This window comes from Trinickia sp. NRRL B-1857, from assembly GCF_050470685.1.
In the GTDB taxonomy this organism is placed as follows: domain Bacteria; phylum Pseudomonadota; class Gammaproteobacteria; order Burkholderiales; family Burkholderiaceae; genus Trinickia.
Window position 1 is genome coordinate 853,373 of sequence record NZ_JBFLUK010000011.1, and the last position, 14,513, is coordinate 867,885.

The following is a 14,513-nucleotide window of genomic DNA, read 5'->3' on the forward strand; positions in this document are numbered from 1 at the left end:
GACGACCACACACTCTGGAGCCCGCACCATGAAACTGAAAACCCTTCTCTCCGCTGCAAGCCTCGGCATGGCGCTGCTGACGGCGATCGCGCCCGGCACGACATTCGCGCAGGATTCGAACGTGCTCAACGTTGCAACCGACGCGACCTTCCCGCCGATGGAGTTCGTCGACAAGGGCCAGCGCACCGGCTTCGACATCGACATCATGAATGCGCTGGCCAAGGCGATGGGCAAGCAGGTCCAGTGGACGGACATCGACTTCAAGGGGCTGATCCCGGGTCTCGTGGCGCGACGGTTCGACGCGGCGATCTCGGGCATCTACATCACGCCGGAGCGCGCGCAGGTGGTCGATTTCACTCAGTCGTACTTCGCGGGCGGCCTCTCCGCGCTTGTCAAGGCGGACTCGCCGATCAAGACCCTCGCCGATCTCAACGGCAAGAAAGTAAGCGTGCAGGTCGGCACCAAGTCCGTCAATTTCCTGCGCGACAACTATCCCCAGGTGCAGCGCGTGGAGGTGGAAAAGAACCAGGAAATGTTCGATCTCGTCGGTATCGGCCGTGCCGACGCCGCCGTCACTGGCAAGCCCGCAGCGTACCAGTTCGTGCGCACGCGCCCCGGTTTCCGCGTGCTCGATAAGGAGCTGACGACCGAAGCGTACGGCATCGCGGTGCGCAAGGACGAATCGCAACTGCGCGACCAGATGAATGCCGCGCTCGCCAAGATCAAGGCGGACGGCACCTACAACGCTATCGTGAAGAAGTGGTTCGGCGCGAGTGCCAGCACTACGGCGAACGCGAAGTAATCCGGCGGACCCGAATCATGCAACTCGACTTCACGCCGGCATTCGCCGGTTGGGCTGACATCGCGCACGGCGCGCTGGTCACGGTGGAAGTGACCGCCGCCGCGCTCGTGCTCTCGTGCCTGCTCGGCCTCCTGATCGGCATCGGCCGGCTCTATCCGCAGCGGCGGCTCGTTTATGGCTTCTGCACCGGCTATCTGATCTTCTTCCGCGGCACGCCGCTGCTCGTGCAGCTGTTTCTGCTGTTCTTCGGCTTGCCGCAGTTCGATATCCTCTTGCCCGCGTTCGTGTGCGGCATGCTCGGGCTCGGGCTGTATTCGGCGGCCTACGTGTCGGAGATCGTGCGCGGTGCGATCCAGTCGGTGGATCGCGGACAGATGGAAGCGGCGCGCTCCATCGGTATGTCGTCGGGAGAGGCCATGCGCGCGATCATTCTGCCGCAGGCCATCGTGCGCATGATTCCACCGCTCGGCAACGAGTTCATCGCGCTGATCAAGAACTCGGCCCTGGTGTCGCTGCTGACGATTCACGACCTCATGCACGAAGGCCAAAAGATCATCAGCGTGTCCTACCGGTCGCTCGAAGTGTATATCGTGATCGCGCTCGTGTATCTCGTGCTTACGCAAACGACGAACTTCATTCTTTATCGCGTCGAGCGTCGGCTACGCGCAGGAGGCATGGTGCAATGAGCAACGCTCAACCTATCGTCAGCATTCGCGAACTCACGAAGTCGTTCGGCACACATCGCGTTTTGAACGGCATCGACTTCGACATACAGCCGAGCCAGGTCGTGGTCGTGATCGGGCCGAGCGGTTCGGGCAAGAGCACGTTCCTGCGCTGCTGCAACGGGCTGGAGCAGCCCGAGCGCGGCACGATCGATATCTGCGGCCACCGGCTAGTCGATCACGGCACGATGCTCAAGGACCGCTCGCTCAACGCGCTGCGCACCGAAGTGGGCATGGTGTTCCAGTCGTTCAACCTGTTTCCACATCTCTCGGTGCTGCACAACATCACAGTGGGTCCGCGCATGCTGCGCGGCGCCTCGAAAGCCGACGCCGAAGCCGCTGCGGTTGCCCTGCTCAAGAAGGTGGGCCTCGAGCACAAGGCGCATGCGATGCCCGCCAGCCTTTCTGGCGGCCAGAAGCAGCGCGTCGCCATCGCGCGGGCTCTGGCGATGCAGCCGCGTGTCATGCTCTTCGACGAACCGACTTCGGCGCTCGACCCCGAACTCGTGGGCGAAGTGCTACAGGTGATGAAGCTGCTCGCCTCCGAAGGCATGACCATGCTCGTGGTCACGCACGAGATGGGCTTCGCGAAAGAAGTGGCGGACGTCGTGGTTGTAATGGACGGCGGCGAGATCGTCGAAGCGGGCCCCCCTGCGCAGATTTTCTCGACGCCCACGCAACCCCGTACGCGCTCGTTTCTCCAGGCAGTGCTGTCGCGCGCGTGAGCCCGACCTTGATACGCGGCGCCGCACTCGTGGCGTCGCCGTGGAAGAATGGCGGCGGCATCACGCGCGAAATCGCGTCCTGTGCGTACGAGTGGCGCGTGAGCATTGCCGATATCGATCGCGACGGACCGTTCTCGCGTTTCGACGGCATCGACCGCCTGTTGATCGTTCTCGACGGCGCAGGGATGACGCTCGGCGCAGGCGTCCTGGGTGAGTTTGACGTCGCGTGCTTCCCCGGCGAGGCGCCGGTGACGGCGCACCTCGCAAACGGCCCGGTGCGGGTGTTCAATGTGATGACATACCGGGGTGCGGCGCGCGCTTCGGTCGACATCGTGCGCGCACCGGGGCGCCGGACCTTCGCCGCGGACACGGCTTTGCTGCTTTGCACGCAGGGATCTGTCGAGGTGCAGGCCGGGCCGGCGTGCATCGCGCTGGCGCCACTAGACACGCTGCGCATCGACCGGGCAAATCCCGTCGAGATCGCCATAGAAGGAGACGGCGTGCTGGTGTGCACGTCGCTGGATACGGAAGCCGACTCTTGAATTCATCCCCCAAATCGCTGTTCGCAGCGCATGCGCTGCTGCCGGACGGCTGGCGTACCAACGTGCTGATCGAGTGGAACGACGCCGGTACGCTCGTCGCCGTTACGCCCGACATGACCACCGCGCCGGCGGATGCCGCGCGTGCGGCGGGGCCGGTCATTCCAGGCATGCCGAACCTGCATTCGCACGCGTTTCAGCGCGCCATGGCCGGCCTCACGGAATACCGCGCCAATCCTACGGACAGCTTCTGGAGCTGGCGCGACCTGATGTACCGATTCGCCGCACGCATCACGCCCGAGACGCTGGGCGCGATAGCGCGCTGGCTGTACGTCGAGATGCTCAAGGCCGGCTATACGTCCGTCTGTGAGTTCCACTATGTGCACCACGCGCAGGACGGCGGCCGTTACGCGGATCCGGCCGAACTCGCGCAGCGCGTCGTGGATGCCGCGAGCGAGACCGGCATCGGCATGACGATGCTGCCGGTGCTCTACCAGTACAGCGGCTTCGGCGCTCAACCGCCGCGCGCAGATCAGCGCCGCTTCATCAATGCGACGGACGCCTTTCTGAAGCTTCTCGGCACGCTGCGCTCCGCGCGTCCGGAACACGGCGCGCTGCGTTACGGAATCGCGCCACACTCGCTGCGCGCTGTATCGGAAGACTCATTGCGCGCCGCGCTTGAAGGACTCGATGCGATGTCGCCTGGCGCACCAGTGCATATCCACATTGCGGAGCAGACAGCGGAAGTCGACGCCTGTGTCGCGGCGCTTGGCGCGCGGCCCGTACAATGGCTGCTCGAGCGTTTCGACGTCGACGCGCGCTGGTGCCTCGTGCATGCGACGCACGTCGACGAAAGCGAAACGCTCGCACTCGCTAAGAGCGGTGCGATTGCGGGCCTGTGCCTTACGACCGAAGCGAATCTCGGCGACGGCCTGTTCCCCGCAAGCGACTACCTCGATGCAGGAGGCGCGTTCGGCGTCGGCTCGGATAGCCATATCGGCGTGGACTGGCGGGCGGAACTGCGGTTGCTCGAATATGGCCAGCGGCTCGCGCGACGTCAGCGCAACGTGCTGGCCTCGCCGCAGGCATTGCATGTCGCGGACCGCCTCTTCCATGGCGCGCTTGCGGGCGGCGCACGTGCGACCGGCCGCGCGGCCGGTGCCCTCAAGGAGGGCGCGCGGGCGGACTGGATCGTGCTCGACTCTGATCATCCCGATCTCGCCGAGCAGACCAGCGCGACGTGGCTGTCGTCCGCTGTCTTTTGCGAGCACGGCGACAGGCCGGTTCGCGACGTCTTCGTCGGCGGCGAGCGCGTGATCCACGAGCGCCGTCATCGCGACGAAGCCAGGCTTTACGCGGACTATCGCCGCGCGCTGGCGCAGCTTCTCGCCGATGCCTGAGCGTAACCGTCAACCGAACCCAGGCACCATGAACGATCTCTTCTCACTCGAACGCGGCGATGCGCCGCTATTGATTTCCATTCCCCATCTGGGCACGCAGATTCCGGATGCACTGCGCGACCGGTACACAGATATCGCGCTGACGGTCGCTGACACCGACTGGCACCTGGACCGCCTCTACGGATTCGCCCGCGCGCTCGGCGCAACGATTCTCGGTGCGCGCGTGTCGCGTTACGTGATCGACCTGAACCGGCCATCGAACGACGAAAGCCTGTATCCTGGCCTGACTACCACGTCGTTATGCCCGACCGAAACCTTTCGAGGTGAGCCGCTGTATCGCGAGGGCTGCGCCCCGGACGCGGCCGAGCGCAATCGCCGCGTGGCCACTTACTGGCAGCCGTATCACGACGCCCTGCATGAAGAACTGACGCGCCTGCGCCGCCAGCATCGCAACGTGCTGCTGTGGGAAGCGCACTCGATTGCGAGCGTGCTGCCGCGCCTTTTCGAAGGCAAGCTGCCGGACTTGAACATCGGCACGCAGGATGGTCGCACCGCCGCGCCTTCAGTGCAGAAAGCGGTGCAGCGCGTCGCCGCGGAGAGTCCGTTCACATGGATTGCGAACGGACGCTTCAAGGGTGGCTTCATCACGCGGCACGCCGGTGCGCCGCAGGACGGCGTGCACGCGGTGCAGCTGGAGATGTGTCAGTCCACCTACATGAGCGAAGACGCGCCGTTCGACTATCTGCCCGAGGTAGCGCAGATAGTGGAGCCGGTGGTACGCGGCATGGTGAATGGTGCGCTCGACGCAATCGTCAAGCTGACTCGGGACGCCTCTCAGGTGAAATGAGCTCGATACTTCCTTGCGCGACCTCTTGGGGCACATTCCGAAGACCACGAGCGCCAATCCGACCGAGCAGGGATGCTCTGCACAATTGATAACCGCTGCTCGGTCAAGCGTGCCTCAACTTCGAGGGTCACCCGCACCTGGCAACTCTGCCTCACCCCTCACTCCACCGTCACCGACTTCGCCAAATTCCTCGGCTTATCGATATCGGTCCCCCTAGCCAACGCCGCATGAAACGAGAGCAACTGCATCGGAATCGTGTGCAAGATCGGCGATAGCGGCCCATAGTATTCATTGAGCCGAATCACATTCACGCCCGGTCCCGACGACAACCCGCAATCCACATCGGCAAACACGAACAGCCGTCCGTTGCGCGCGCTGACCTCATGCATATTCGAACGCAGCTTTTCAAGCAACCGGTCGTTAGGCGCAACCGCCACGACAGGCATCTCGTCGCTGACGAGCGCAAGCGGCCCGTGCTTGAGTTCCCCCGCCGGATAAGCCTCGGCATGGATATACGAAATCTCCTTCATCTTCAGCGCACCTTCGAGCGCGATCGGATAATGCATCCCGCGGCCGAGGAACAAGATGTTTTCTTTCCGCGTTAGCGTTTCCGACCAACCCATGATTTGCGGCTCCAGCGCCAACACCTTGCCCATCGCATCGGGCAGATGCCGCAGCGCATGCAAGTGCTGTCGTTCCTGCTCTTCGGTCAAACGCCCTCGAAGTTGCGCCAACGCCAACGTCAACAGGAATAGCGCCACCAACTGCGTCGTGAAAGCCTTGGTCGATGCCACGCCAATCTCAATGCCCGCCCGCGTGATGAAGTTCAATGCGCATTCGCGCACCAGTGCGCTCGTGGGCACGTTACAGATCGCAAGCGTATTGACCATGCCCGCGCGCTTGGCCACGTGCACCGCGCCCAACACGTCCGCCGTTTCTCCGCTCTGCGATACGGCCACCACGAGCGTCTTCGGATTGGCCACGCTATCGCGATAGCGAAACTCACTCGCGATTTCGACCGCCGTAGGCAGGCCCGCGATACTCTCAATCCAATACTTGGCAGTTAGCGCCGCGTGATAGCTGCCGCCGCATGCAAGCAACAGCACCGAGTCGATGCCGTTGAACACGCGCCAAGCGTTATCGCCGAAAAGCTCCGGCATGATGGCGTTGACGTCGAGCAATGTGTCGGCCACCGCGCGCGGTTGCTCGAAGATCTCCTTTTGCATGTAATAGCGATAGCCGCCCAAGTCGGCCGCGCCGCTGTGCGCAGCGACAGTGTGCGCAGCGCGTTCGACGCGGTGGCCGTCGCGGTCGACCACCCAATGCCGATGCAATTGGATATCGGCGACGTCGCCGTCTTCCAGATAGACGATCTGATCGGTTTCGTTCGACAGGGCGATCGCGTCGGAGGCCAGGAAGTTCTCGCCTTCACCCAACCCAACGACGAGCGGCATCCCTTCGCGCGCACCCACGATTCTGTGCGGTTCGTCGCGGCACATGACGGCGATCGCATAGCTGCCGTGCAGCCGGGACACCGCACGCTTGACCGCCTCGAACAGGTCTCCGTCATAAAGATGGTCGATCAAATGAACGATCGTTTCGCTATCGGTTTGGCTTGCGAAAACGTAACCGTGCCGCTGGAGTTCGGCTCGCAAGGCGTCGCAATTTTCGATGATGCCGTTGTGGGAAAGGGCAATGCGCGCATCGTCGTCGCTCGGAGAAAAGTGCGGATGGGCATTTGTCGTGACGGGCGCGCCGTGCGTCGCCCACCGCGTATGGGCGATCCCGGCAAAACCCGATAATCCGAGCGACGCCACATCGGCCTGCAACGCGGCAACCCGCGCGACGCTACGCGCGCGCACGAGCTTGCGCTCTTGATAGGCGACGACGCCGCAAGAGTCATAGCCTCGATACTCAAGTCGCTTCAATCCGTCGACCAAAGTAGGCAAGACATTACGCTGGGCAACCGCGCCGACGATTCCGCACATTTCGCTCTCTCCGTGATTGGACCCGCACCGCAGGTCAGTGGGAGCGATCGTAATGGCCCGTCGATGAAATGTTCTTTCAAAAAATCGATGAAGATGAAATGGAATTTGAGATAGAATTCGATGTGAAATAAAATTTCATCTGGCGGGGCGGTCGCCTCGACCCTTGGACTCGATATGGACGCACTGGAACTGGACGAACTTGACCTGCGGATCCTTGCGATTCTCCAGGCAGATTCGTCGCTATCGAATATTGATCTAGCTCAAAAGGCGCTCGCCTCTGCGCCGACATGCTTGCGTCGAGTCCGCAAATTGAAGGAGGCGGGGCTCATCGAGCGCGAGGTCGCCGTGCTCGATCTTTCGAAGATTGCGTCGATGGTGACGGCCGTTATCGAAGTGAGTCTCGACCGTCAGGCTGCCGAGGATTACGACGCCTTTGAATCGTATATTTGCGGTGAGCCCGCGGTCACGCAGTGCTATCGCGTCTCGCCTGGGCCGGACTTCGTGGTCATTGTCGAGGTGCCGGACATGCGTTCATACGACGAATTCGCTCGCAGGCTATTTACACAATCGTCTAACGTCCGCAATGTTCGTACATTCTTCTCGATGCGTCGGGCGAAATTCGAGGCCAACGCGCCCATTGCGACGGTGCTCGGTCGTCAAGCTAGGTAAAAACATTGGATCCCCTGATACGCGAGATAGGTGTTGCTTTGCAACACATCGTTTAGTCAGACCAGGGAGTGCGATACGATATCGCGCATACGGGGGAATCGGTCGTCTGTTACGCGCGGTTTGTCTGGCCCCATGCCTATCGAAAGAAAACGAACTCATTTGAATTATGCCCAGCACTGTCGCGCTTCTTAGCATCGCGCTCATGTCCTGCGTGATGAGCGCCGCGGTGCTCGGTTCGCTGCTGAGCGCGCACGTGCGCGGCGTCGCGCGTTGGTGCACGGCATACGGGATTTTCTCTATCGGTATCGTTCTGATTCTCGCCAGTGCGCATCTTTCGCCCTGGCTCGGCGTCGCCTTCGCGCATGGGCTGTTCTTAGTGGCGAGCTTCGCCATCCTGCAAGGCGCGCGCGAGTTTTTCGGCAAGCGCAAGGCAACGGTCGCCGAATACGCGGCGGTCCTCTGCGTCTATGCGGTGCTTCTCTACTTCATCTACGTGAAGCCCAATCTCGATGCCAGCGTGGCTGTGAGCTCGGGGTATTTCGCATACGTACGCGGCGCGGTGGGATGGACCGTGCTCAAGTACCGACACCGGCAGCGCCCGAAATACAGCTACTACTTTCTCGCTAGCGCTGCGTTTGTCGGCACGGTGCTTCATCTAGCGCGTTCGGCGGCGTATGGGCTCGGAATGGACCATCAAGTGGCGTTTCTCGATCCGTCTCCGCTGAACATTGCCTTTTTAGGGCTAGGGATTCTGAGTTTTCCGTTTATGTCGATCGGGATGGTCATGCTCGCGCACGATCGGTTGGCCGAACGCATGGAGCGGCTCGCGACGGTCGACGAGTTGACAGGGGCGCTCGTGCGGCGCGCGTTTATGGAGCGCGCGGCGGCAGCCGTTACCGCGGCCCAAGCGAACGGGGCGCCTGTGGCACTCGCGATATTGGATTTGGACAACTTCAAGGCAGTGAACGATCACTATGGCCATGCGGCCGGCGATTGCGCGCTCGAGCATTTCGCGTCTACGGTACTGCAAGCGCTTCGTCCAGGCGATTTGTTCGGTCGTTTGGGCGGCGAGGAGTTCGCGGTGTTGTTCCCCGCGACTCGCGAGGCGGACGCTTTGCGGCTTACCAACGGTTTGCGAATGGCGATCGCGGCGCGTCCATGCGGTCAAACGCCTTACACGTTCAGCGCAGGGGTAGACGAGTTCGGACCGGGCGAGAAGCTTGCTCGAGTGCTCGCACGTGCCGATGCCGCGCTTTATACGGCGAAGGCTTTGGGGCGAGATTGCGTTGTGCTGGCCTCGTCGCACGGCGAGTCGGACGAACAACTCGCGCAACCCGGATGACATCGAAGTCGGTCGACAATAGACCGGCCGCCGCATTCCTTTACGAAGCCCGGGTGATCGTCAAGGACGGCGTGCTCGAAGGATCTCATCGACGTTGCCGACGCCGCGATGTATGCCGCGAAACGCGACCGATCTTTATTTCTGTTCGGGCCGGTCACGGCGAACGACAAAGCCTTCGACGTCAGCGCCCCGCGATGACGCGCCCCACTGTGGGACCGCCTCCGTTCATGACTGCGCTTCCAGCAGTTGCATCATGGTGCGCCCATTGCGCTGTCCTTGATCTTCGAAGCAGTTATTGAATATCACGTGGGTTTTCGTGACTTGCTTGGCAAGCATTTGGATTTGAATGCTGAGCTCGAGCAATTCCTCGTCAGCGTATTCATAATTGAAGCGGCCCGACGCCGATGGGCCGGTCGCATTCCACGTCTCGGTGTTACGGCCGTGCAGGCGCACGATGGCTAACTCACGGTTCGTCGCTTCCCAGACGGTTTGCGCTCGCGTCGTTACATCGGGCGGTGCATCCATGACCACGTGAGTGACGCCGTGCTCGCGCTCGAAGCCGAGCGTCCAGGACCGATGTTTGTCGTCGAGCCAAGACGAGTTGCGGAATTCTATCGCCATCGTATGGCCGCTCATGCGCGAGACGCACGTTTCGACGTGGGCTTTGCCTTGGGCGGAACTTGTTAGCCAAGGCGGAAACTGAAATAGGACGGCGCCTAGCTTGCCTGCTTGTTTCAATGGGGCAAGGGCGTCGAAAAAACGGCGCCAGACTTCGTCGAGCAGCTCGGACGGGAAATCGCGGTAGTAAAGATTCTTTTTTGCCGTTTCCGGTATCTGTAGGGCAATGTCCGGCGGCAGCGCCTCGCGTCCGGTTTGGTGTCCGGTCAGTAGGCGAAAGGCTTTGACGTTAAAGACGAAGGCCTCTGGCGTCCTTTCGACCCAAAGTTCGGAATTCGTTCTTGAGGGGAGGGCGTAATAGCTCGAGTCGACTTCCACGAGCGGAAAGATCGACGCGTAGTAGGCGAGCCGAGACTGCGCGCTTGAGCAGCCGCGCGGATAAAAGCGCTTGCAGGCGATTAGGGATTTGTCCGCCCATCCGGCGGTGCCGCAAAGGATTGTCGTCATTGCCGGTGGCCGACGGCTTGTCGCCAGCGTTAGTCGGATGATCGATCATCGAATCACCGGTGGATCGCGTGCGGAAGCAGGGGTTACCCTTAACCGGTCTGTGCGGGAACGCTAAAAAGCGCAGGGCCCTACCCAGGGAAGAGGCAGGGCCCGTCTACTGCAACTTCGAGGTGAGGTGAATCTACTGCTAGGGGTGCTTCTACTGCCAGGGGTGTTGCAACTGCTAGGTGCTGCTATTCCGAGGTGAGGTGCTGCTGGTGCTGCGGGTACTGCGCACTGCCATACTGCAACTACTGTACTGCCCATCAGGTACTCGTGACTGCTAGATGCTTCGAACTGCTAGATGCTTCGAACTGCTAGGTGCTTCGAACTGCTAGGTGCTTCGAACTGCTAGGTGCTTCGAACTGCTAGGTGCTTCGAACTGCTAGGTGCTTCGAACTGCTAGGTGCTTCGAACTGCTAGGTGCTTCGAACTGCTAGGTGCTTCGAACTGCTAGGTGCTTCGAACTGCTAGGTGCTTCGAACTGCTAGGTGCTTCGAACTGCTAGGTGCTTCGAACTGCTAGGTGCTTCGAACTGCTAGGTGCTTCGAACTGCTAGGTGCTTCGAACTGCTAGGTGCTTCGAACTGCTAGGTACTTCGAACCGCTAGGTACTTCGAACCGCTAGGTGCTTCGAACCGCTAGGTACTTCGAACTGCTAGGTACTTCGAACTGCTAGGTACTTCGAACCGCTAGGTACTTCGAACTGCTAGGTGCTTCGAACCGCTAGGTGCTTCGAACCGCTAGGTGCTTCGAACCGCTAGGTGCTTCGAACCGCTAGGTGCTTCGAACCGCTAGGTGCTTCGAACCGCTAGGTACTTCGAACCGCTAGGTGCTTCGAACTGCTAGGTGCTTCGAACTGCTAGGTACCACCTGCTACCACGCCCTGCCCGAACCCCGGTTTTGAAACCTATCAGCGATCACCCTGAGTGCTGAGAGGAATTCTTGCCACTGCTTCCAGCTACTACATCACTTCCTAACACCACGTCGCTTCGCGAGGGCTTCGTGGATGGAGCTGATGTCTTGCTCCATGGAAAGCAGTGTAGACCCGCCTCGGTCAAAGCAATTGGATGAAAGGAGTGCGTTTTCACGCTCAATTCATGGGATAGGTTTCAGCCGCGGCCGAAGCGGCATCTCATGGCGTGCCGGACGCCAACTCCATGACCCGCGGTTGGATCGAGTGATCTGTAACAAAAACGAAAGAATAAGCCGGCCCGTGCGAGCCGAAAGCCTTGCTGGGCGGGCCGCGTCAGCGATCGACGCCGTCGGGAAAAGACGCGCGTCCTTGCGTCAAGTCTCGCAAGGCAACGCGAGCGGCATCGCACATCGTGGCGGGCATGCGCAGCACGAGCCGAACTGAAAACCCATAGACACTGTCCACGAGTTCCGCGCCTTCCTGCTCCATCCACCTGCGCACGCGCGCTTCATCGGGATAGCCGATTTCGACCGCCAGTTCGGCCTGAGCGATCCGTTCGACACGTTCGGCATGCTGAAGGGCGCTCGCAATCGCATCGGTATAAGCGCGCACGAGGCCGCCCGCGCCCAGTTTGACGCCGCCGTAATAACGGACGACGGCCGCCAGCACGCCATCGAGATCATGGTGGCGCAGCACTTCGAGAATCGGGCGTCCCGCCGTGCCGGAAGGCTCGCCATCGTCCGACATGCCCGATTGCCCTCCGGCGAGCAATGCCCAGCACACATGCGTAGCGGTAGGGTGCTCCTCGCGTAGGCGGCGCAACGTTTGCATGGCGGCGTCGCGATCGGCGACGGGAATCGCATGCGCGATAAAGCGGCTCTTGCGAATATCGAGCTCGGCCATGACGGGGCCGGCAAGTGTGAACGTGGGCAAAACGAACTTATCCCCAGTTTATGTTGGCAAAGCTGTGTATAACCTGGTCACAGACTATGTAAGTGCTTGACACAAAAGCGTTGCGCACTCAGGTTCGCATTTGCGGCAGGCCGAACGCGGCAGCGGAGGGTGCCGGTACTCGCCGCGACCGGGAGCACCGGCCGGAGCGTGCCGACGTATGACAAAAAGCTTTGCCCGGTGTGCAATTATCGAACGCCGAAAGCGAAATTGGCAATTGCGGATACTTTCGGCAATATTCCCGTCCACGCCCGCCCGGACGATGGCATGATATGCGCCTGCGTTTGTCTGCCGCGCCCCTTTTCATTCGTATTGCCCCCGAATATGTCCGATTTGATCGTCCATGGCGGCCTCCCGCTTCGCGGAGAGATCACGCCTTCCGCCAATAAGAACGCTGTTCTGCCGATTCTTTGCGCCACCTTGCTGACCGACCAGCCCCTGCGGTTGATCGGCGTGCCGGAGATCACCGACGTCAAGAAAATCCTCGATATCTTCCGTACGCTAGGCAGCGACGTGTCGATGGATTTCGCGACGGGCGTGCTCGATCTGCATCATCGCGCCACTACTTTCGATCCCGCCGAGCATCGGTTGCCCGAGGAAATGCGCTCGTCGATCATGCTCGTGCCGCCGCTGCTCGCGCGTTTCGGCGTAGCGCGGCTCGAAAACGACGTGAAAGGCTGCACGCTGGGCGTGCGCGAGATCGATCCGCACGTCGAGGTACTGGAGCGGTTCGGTGCAACGGTCGAGCGCACGCCCGATTCGCTGATCGTCCGCGCCCATTCGCGGATGGCGGCCAACGACCATTGGCTCGATTACGCCTCGGTCACGACAACCGAGAACTTCGTCCTTTGCGCGGCTAGCGCCGCCGGCACGTCGACGCTCGTGAATGCCGCGTCCGAGCCGCACGTCCAAGAATTCTGCCGGTTTATCGCGATGCTGGGCGTTCCTGTCGAGGGCATCGGTACGTCGCGACTGATGGTGGAAGGCGGTCATCGACTCGGCGGAGGCGAATTCCGTTTTAGCGAGGACTTCCATGAAATCGCGACTTTCCTCGCGCTCGGTGCGATCACGGGCGGCGATATCGTCGTCAAGAACGGCGCGCCCGAACAATTTCCTCTGATCGATCGCACATTTGCGAAGTTCGGCGTCGAACTCGAGCATCGCGACGGCTGGTCGCGTGCGCTGCGCGACGGCCCCCTGCGTGTGCGCCGACCGTTTACGCCCAATATTCTGACGAAGGTGGAAGCGGCGCCGTGGCCGTATCTGCCCGTCGATTTACTGCCGATCTTTATCGCGCTCGGCGTCCGTGCCGAAGGCAGCGCGATGTTCTGGAACAAGGTGTACGACGGGGCGATGGGGTGGTCGGTCGAACTGTCTAAGTTCGGGGCGCACGTCTTCTTGTCGGATCCGCACCGGCTCATTACGTTCGGCGGCATTCCGCTCAGCCCGGCGAAAGTCGAAAGTCCCTATATCATCCGCGTCGCCATTGCCCTGTTTATGGTGGCCGCGAGCATCGAAGGGCGCTCGATCATCGCCAATGCGTTGCCGATCCGGCGTGCGCATCCGCGCTTCGTCGAGAACCTGCGTTCTGTCGGCGCCAACGTGGAATGGACAGCCGGCGACTAAACGCTGGCCTTAATTGAAGACGGGAACACGACGAAGCACATGCCGCTGCATGCGCTTCATCGCGCCGGTAGGCCGGAGCTGAAGCCGGCCGGTTACACGTTTACGGCTATACGGTTACTGCTGCACGCCCTTTTTCTTGGCGAGTTGCTGCGCGAGTTGGTAGTGGTGCTCGATGGTCGGCAACCCCTTTTGCGCGAGCTTCTTGAGATCGGCGTTGCGACCGTCGGCGATTTCCTTCTTGAACGCCGCGACCGCATCTTCGTGGCCCTTGAGTCCGATCTTCGCGATATAGGCGTCGTCGAATTCCTTGCCCTTCAACGGCTTCAATTCATCGAGCAGGCTCGTATCGGAATTGTCCTTGGGTGCCTCGACGCCATGCGGGGTCGCCGCCTTCAATTCGACCGTCAGCTTCGTGTGGTCGAGCATCATGTGATGCGCGAACGACTTCACGTCCTTGTCGCTTGAATTCTTCTGAGCGAGCTTGGCGGCGTCGATTTCGGTGGACGAGGACATCGAAGCGGCCTGAACGAAGTCGCGGTCGGGTTGCGGCAACGGATTGGCAGCCGTCGTCGATGCGGCTTCGGATTGCGATGCGCCGGGCGTTTGCGCTTGGGCGATGCCGACGGGGAGCAGCAAGACGCAGCAGGTCAAGGCTAGAGCGGTTCGCTTCATTTAGGCTCCTTAAAAGCTCAGCGTTGAAAGAGACGATGCGCGTCGATGCATCGAGATCGACGCGACCGTGGTTATTGCGCTGCAAACGCCGTACCTAGCAGCCCAATATCGGTCTCGCCGCTTGGGCGCACGCTTTGCTGCGCGTGAGGCA

The 14,513-nt window shown here is 61.3% G+C and carries 13 protein-coding genes; 9 read left to right on the top strand and 4 right to left on the bottom strand.

All coding sequences use genetic code 11. From position 1 onward, the window contains the following. Positions 1 to 28 precede the first annotated feature (28 nt). Genes AB1286_RS24865 through hutG form a run of 6 tightly spaced genes read left to right on the top strand, consistent with a single transcriptional unit; the run spans position 29 to position 5,035 of the window. Complete coding sequence (locus AB1286_RS24865) at positions 29 to 802, top strand: transporter substrate-binding domain-containing protein (RefSeq protein ID WP_430365894.1); 774 nt, start codon at positions 29 to 31, stop codon at positions 800 to 802. A gap of 17 nt (positions 803 to 819) precedes the next feature. Continuing rightward, positions 820 to 1,488, top strand: coding sequence for an amino acid ABC transporter permease (locus AB1286_RS24870; protein WP_430365895.1), 669 nt, complete (start codon positions 820 to 822; stop codon positions 1,486 to 1,488). Continuing rightward, positions 1,485 to 2,249, top strand: coding sequence for an amino acid ABC transporter ATP-binding protein (locus AB1286_RS24875; protein WP_430365896.1), 765 nt, complete (start codon positions 1,485 to 1,487; stop codon positions 2,247 to 2,249). The genes AB1286_RS24870 and AB1286_RS24875 overlap by 4 nt, the downstream gene beginning before the upstream one ends. Next, entirely contained in the window at positions 2,246 to 2,791 is a 546-nt protein-coding gene (locus tag AB1286_RS24880) for a HutD/Ves family protein (protein ID WP_430365897.1), read from the top strand. The genes AB1286_RS24875 and AB1286_RS24880 overlap by 4 nt, the downstream gene beginning before the upstream one ends. Beyond that, a complete protein-coding gene (locus AB1286_RS24885; protein ID WP_430365898.1) occupies positions 2,788 to 4,188 on the top strand; it encodes a formimidoylglutamate deiminase in 1,401 nt (466 codons plus the stop codon). Before AB1286_RS24880 ends, AB1286_RS24885 begins: the two co-directional genes overlap by 4 nt. A gap of 28 nt (positions 4,189 to 4,216) precedes the next feature. Further along, positions 4,217 to 5,035 carry an N-formylglutamate deformylase gene (hutG, locus tag AB1286_RS24890; protein ID WP_430365899.1) on the top strand — a complete coding sequence of 273 codons (819 nt, stop codon included), beginning with the start codon at positions 4,217 to 4,219 and terminating at the stop codon, positions 5,033 to 5,035. A gap of 158 nt (positions 5,036 to 5,193) precedes the next feature. Here hutG and glmS read toward each other — a convergent pair whose 3' ends face one another. After that, positions 5,194 to 7,023, bottom strand: coding sequence for a glutamine--fructose-6-phosphate transaminase (isomerizing) (glmS, locus tag AB1286_RS24895; RefSeq protein ID WP_430365900.1), 1,830 nt, complete (start codon positions 7,021 to 7,023; stop codon positions 5,194 to 5,196). A 174-nt stretch (positions 7,024 to 7,197) separates the two neighbouring features. Between glmS and AB1286_RS24900 the strand changes: the two genes are divergently transcribed. Next, on the top strand, positions 7,198 to 7,692 hold the full coding sequence (locus AB1286_RS24900; RefSeq protein WP_430365901.1) for an Lrp/AsnC family transcriptional regulator: 495 nt from the start codon (positions 7,198 to 7,200) through the stop codon (positions 7,690 to 7,692). Positions 7,693 to 7,858: 166 nt separating this feature from the next. Beyond that, entirely contained in the window at positions 7,859 to 9,034 is a 1,176-nt protein-coding gene (locus AB1286_RS24905; protein ID WP_430365902.1) for a GGDEF domain-containing protein, read from the top strand. A 225-nt stretch (positions 9,035 to 9,259) separates the two neighbouring features. On the opposite strand, the gene AB1286_RS24910 is transcribed toward AB1286_RS24905, so the two are convergent. After that, positions 9,260 to 10,159 (bottom strand): DUF72 domain-containing protein, encoded by a 900-nt coding sequence (locus AB1286_RS24910; RefSeq protein ID WP_430365903.1) that lies wholly within the window; start codon positions 10,157 to 10,159, stop codon positions 9,260 to 9,262. Between the two features lie 1,287 nt (positions 10,160 to 11,446). Further along, positions 11,447 to 12,016 (bottom strand): IMPACT family protein, encoded by a 570-nt coding sequence (locus tag AB1286_RS24915; RefSeq protein WP_430367309.1) that lies wholly within the window; start codon positions 12,014 to 12,016, stop codon positions 11,447 to 11,449. 372 nt (positions 12,017 to 12,388) lie between these two features. Between AB1286_RS24915 and AB1286_RS24920 the strand changes: the two genes are divergently transcribed. Then, on the top strand, positions 12,389 to 13,690 hold the full coding sequence (locus AB1286_RS24920; protein WP_430365904.1) for a UDP-N-acetylglucosamine 1-carboxyvinyltransferase: 1,302 nt from the start codon (positions 12,389 to 12,391) through the stop codon (positions 13,688 to 13,690). Positions 13,691 to 13,804: 114 nt separating this feature from the next. Here AB1286_RS24920 and AB1286_RS24925 read toward each other — a convergent pair whose 3' ends face one another. Then, complete coding sequence (locus tag AB1286_RS24925) at positions 13,805 to 14,362, bottom strand: DUF4142 domain-containing protein (protein ID WP_430365905.1); 558 nt, start codon at positions 14,360 to 14,362, stop codon at positions 13,805 to 13,807. Positions 14,363 to 14,513 lie beyond the last annotated feature (151 nt).

Bases quoted from the DNA above. Each gene is read 5' to 3' on its own strand.
- AB1286_RS24865 (WP_430365894.1), top strand. From the start codon at position 29: ATGAAACTGAAAACCCTTCTCTCCGCTGCAAGCCTCGGCATGGCGCTG.
- AB1286_RS24870 (WP_430365895.1), top strand. From the start codon at position 820: ATGCAACTCGACTTCACGCCGGCATTCGCCGGTTGGGCTGACATCGCG.
- AB1286_RS24875 (WP_430365896.1), top strand. From the start codon at position 1,485: ATGAGCAACGCTCAACCTATCGTCAGCATTCGCGAACTCACGAAGTCG.
- hutG (WP_430365899.1), top strand. From the start codon at position 4,217: ATGAACGATCTCTTCTCACTCGAACGCGGCGATGCGCCGCTATTGATT.
- glmS (WP_430365900.1), bottom strand. From the start codon at position 7,023: ATGTGCGGAATCGTCGGCGCGGTTGCCCAGCGTAATGTCTTGCCTACT.
- AB1286_RS24900 (WP_430365901.1), top strand. From the start codon at position 7,198: ATGGACGCACTGGAACTGGACGAACTTGACCTGCGGATCCTTGCGATT.
- AB1286_RS24905 (WP_430365902.1), top strand. From the start codon at position 7,859: ATGCCCAGCACTGTCGCGCTTCTTAGCATCGCGCTCATGTCCTGCGTG.
- AB1286_RS24910 (WP_430365903.1), bottom strand. From the start codon at position 10,159: ATGACGACAATCCTTTGCGGCACCGCCGGATGGGCGGACAAATCCCTA.
- AB1286_RS24915 (WP_430367309.1), bottom strand. From the start codon at position 12,016: ATGGCCGAGCTCGATATTCGCAAGAGCCGCTTTATCGCGCATGCGATT.
- AB1286_RS24920 (WP_430365904.1), top strand. From the start codon at position 12,389: ATGTCCGATTTGATCGTCCATGGCGGCCTCCCGCTTCGCGGAGAGATC.
- AB1286_RS24925 (WP_430365905.1), bottom strand. From the start codon at position 14,362: ATGAAGCGAACCGCTCTAGCCTTGACCTGCTGCGTCTTGCTGCTCCCC.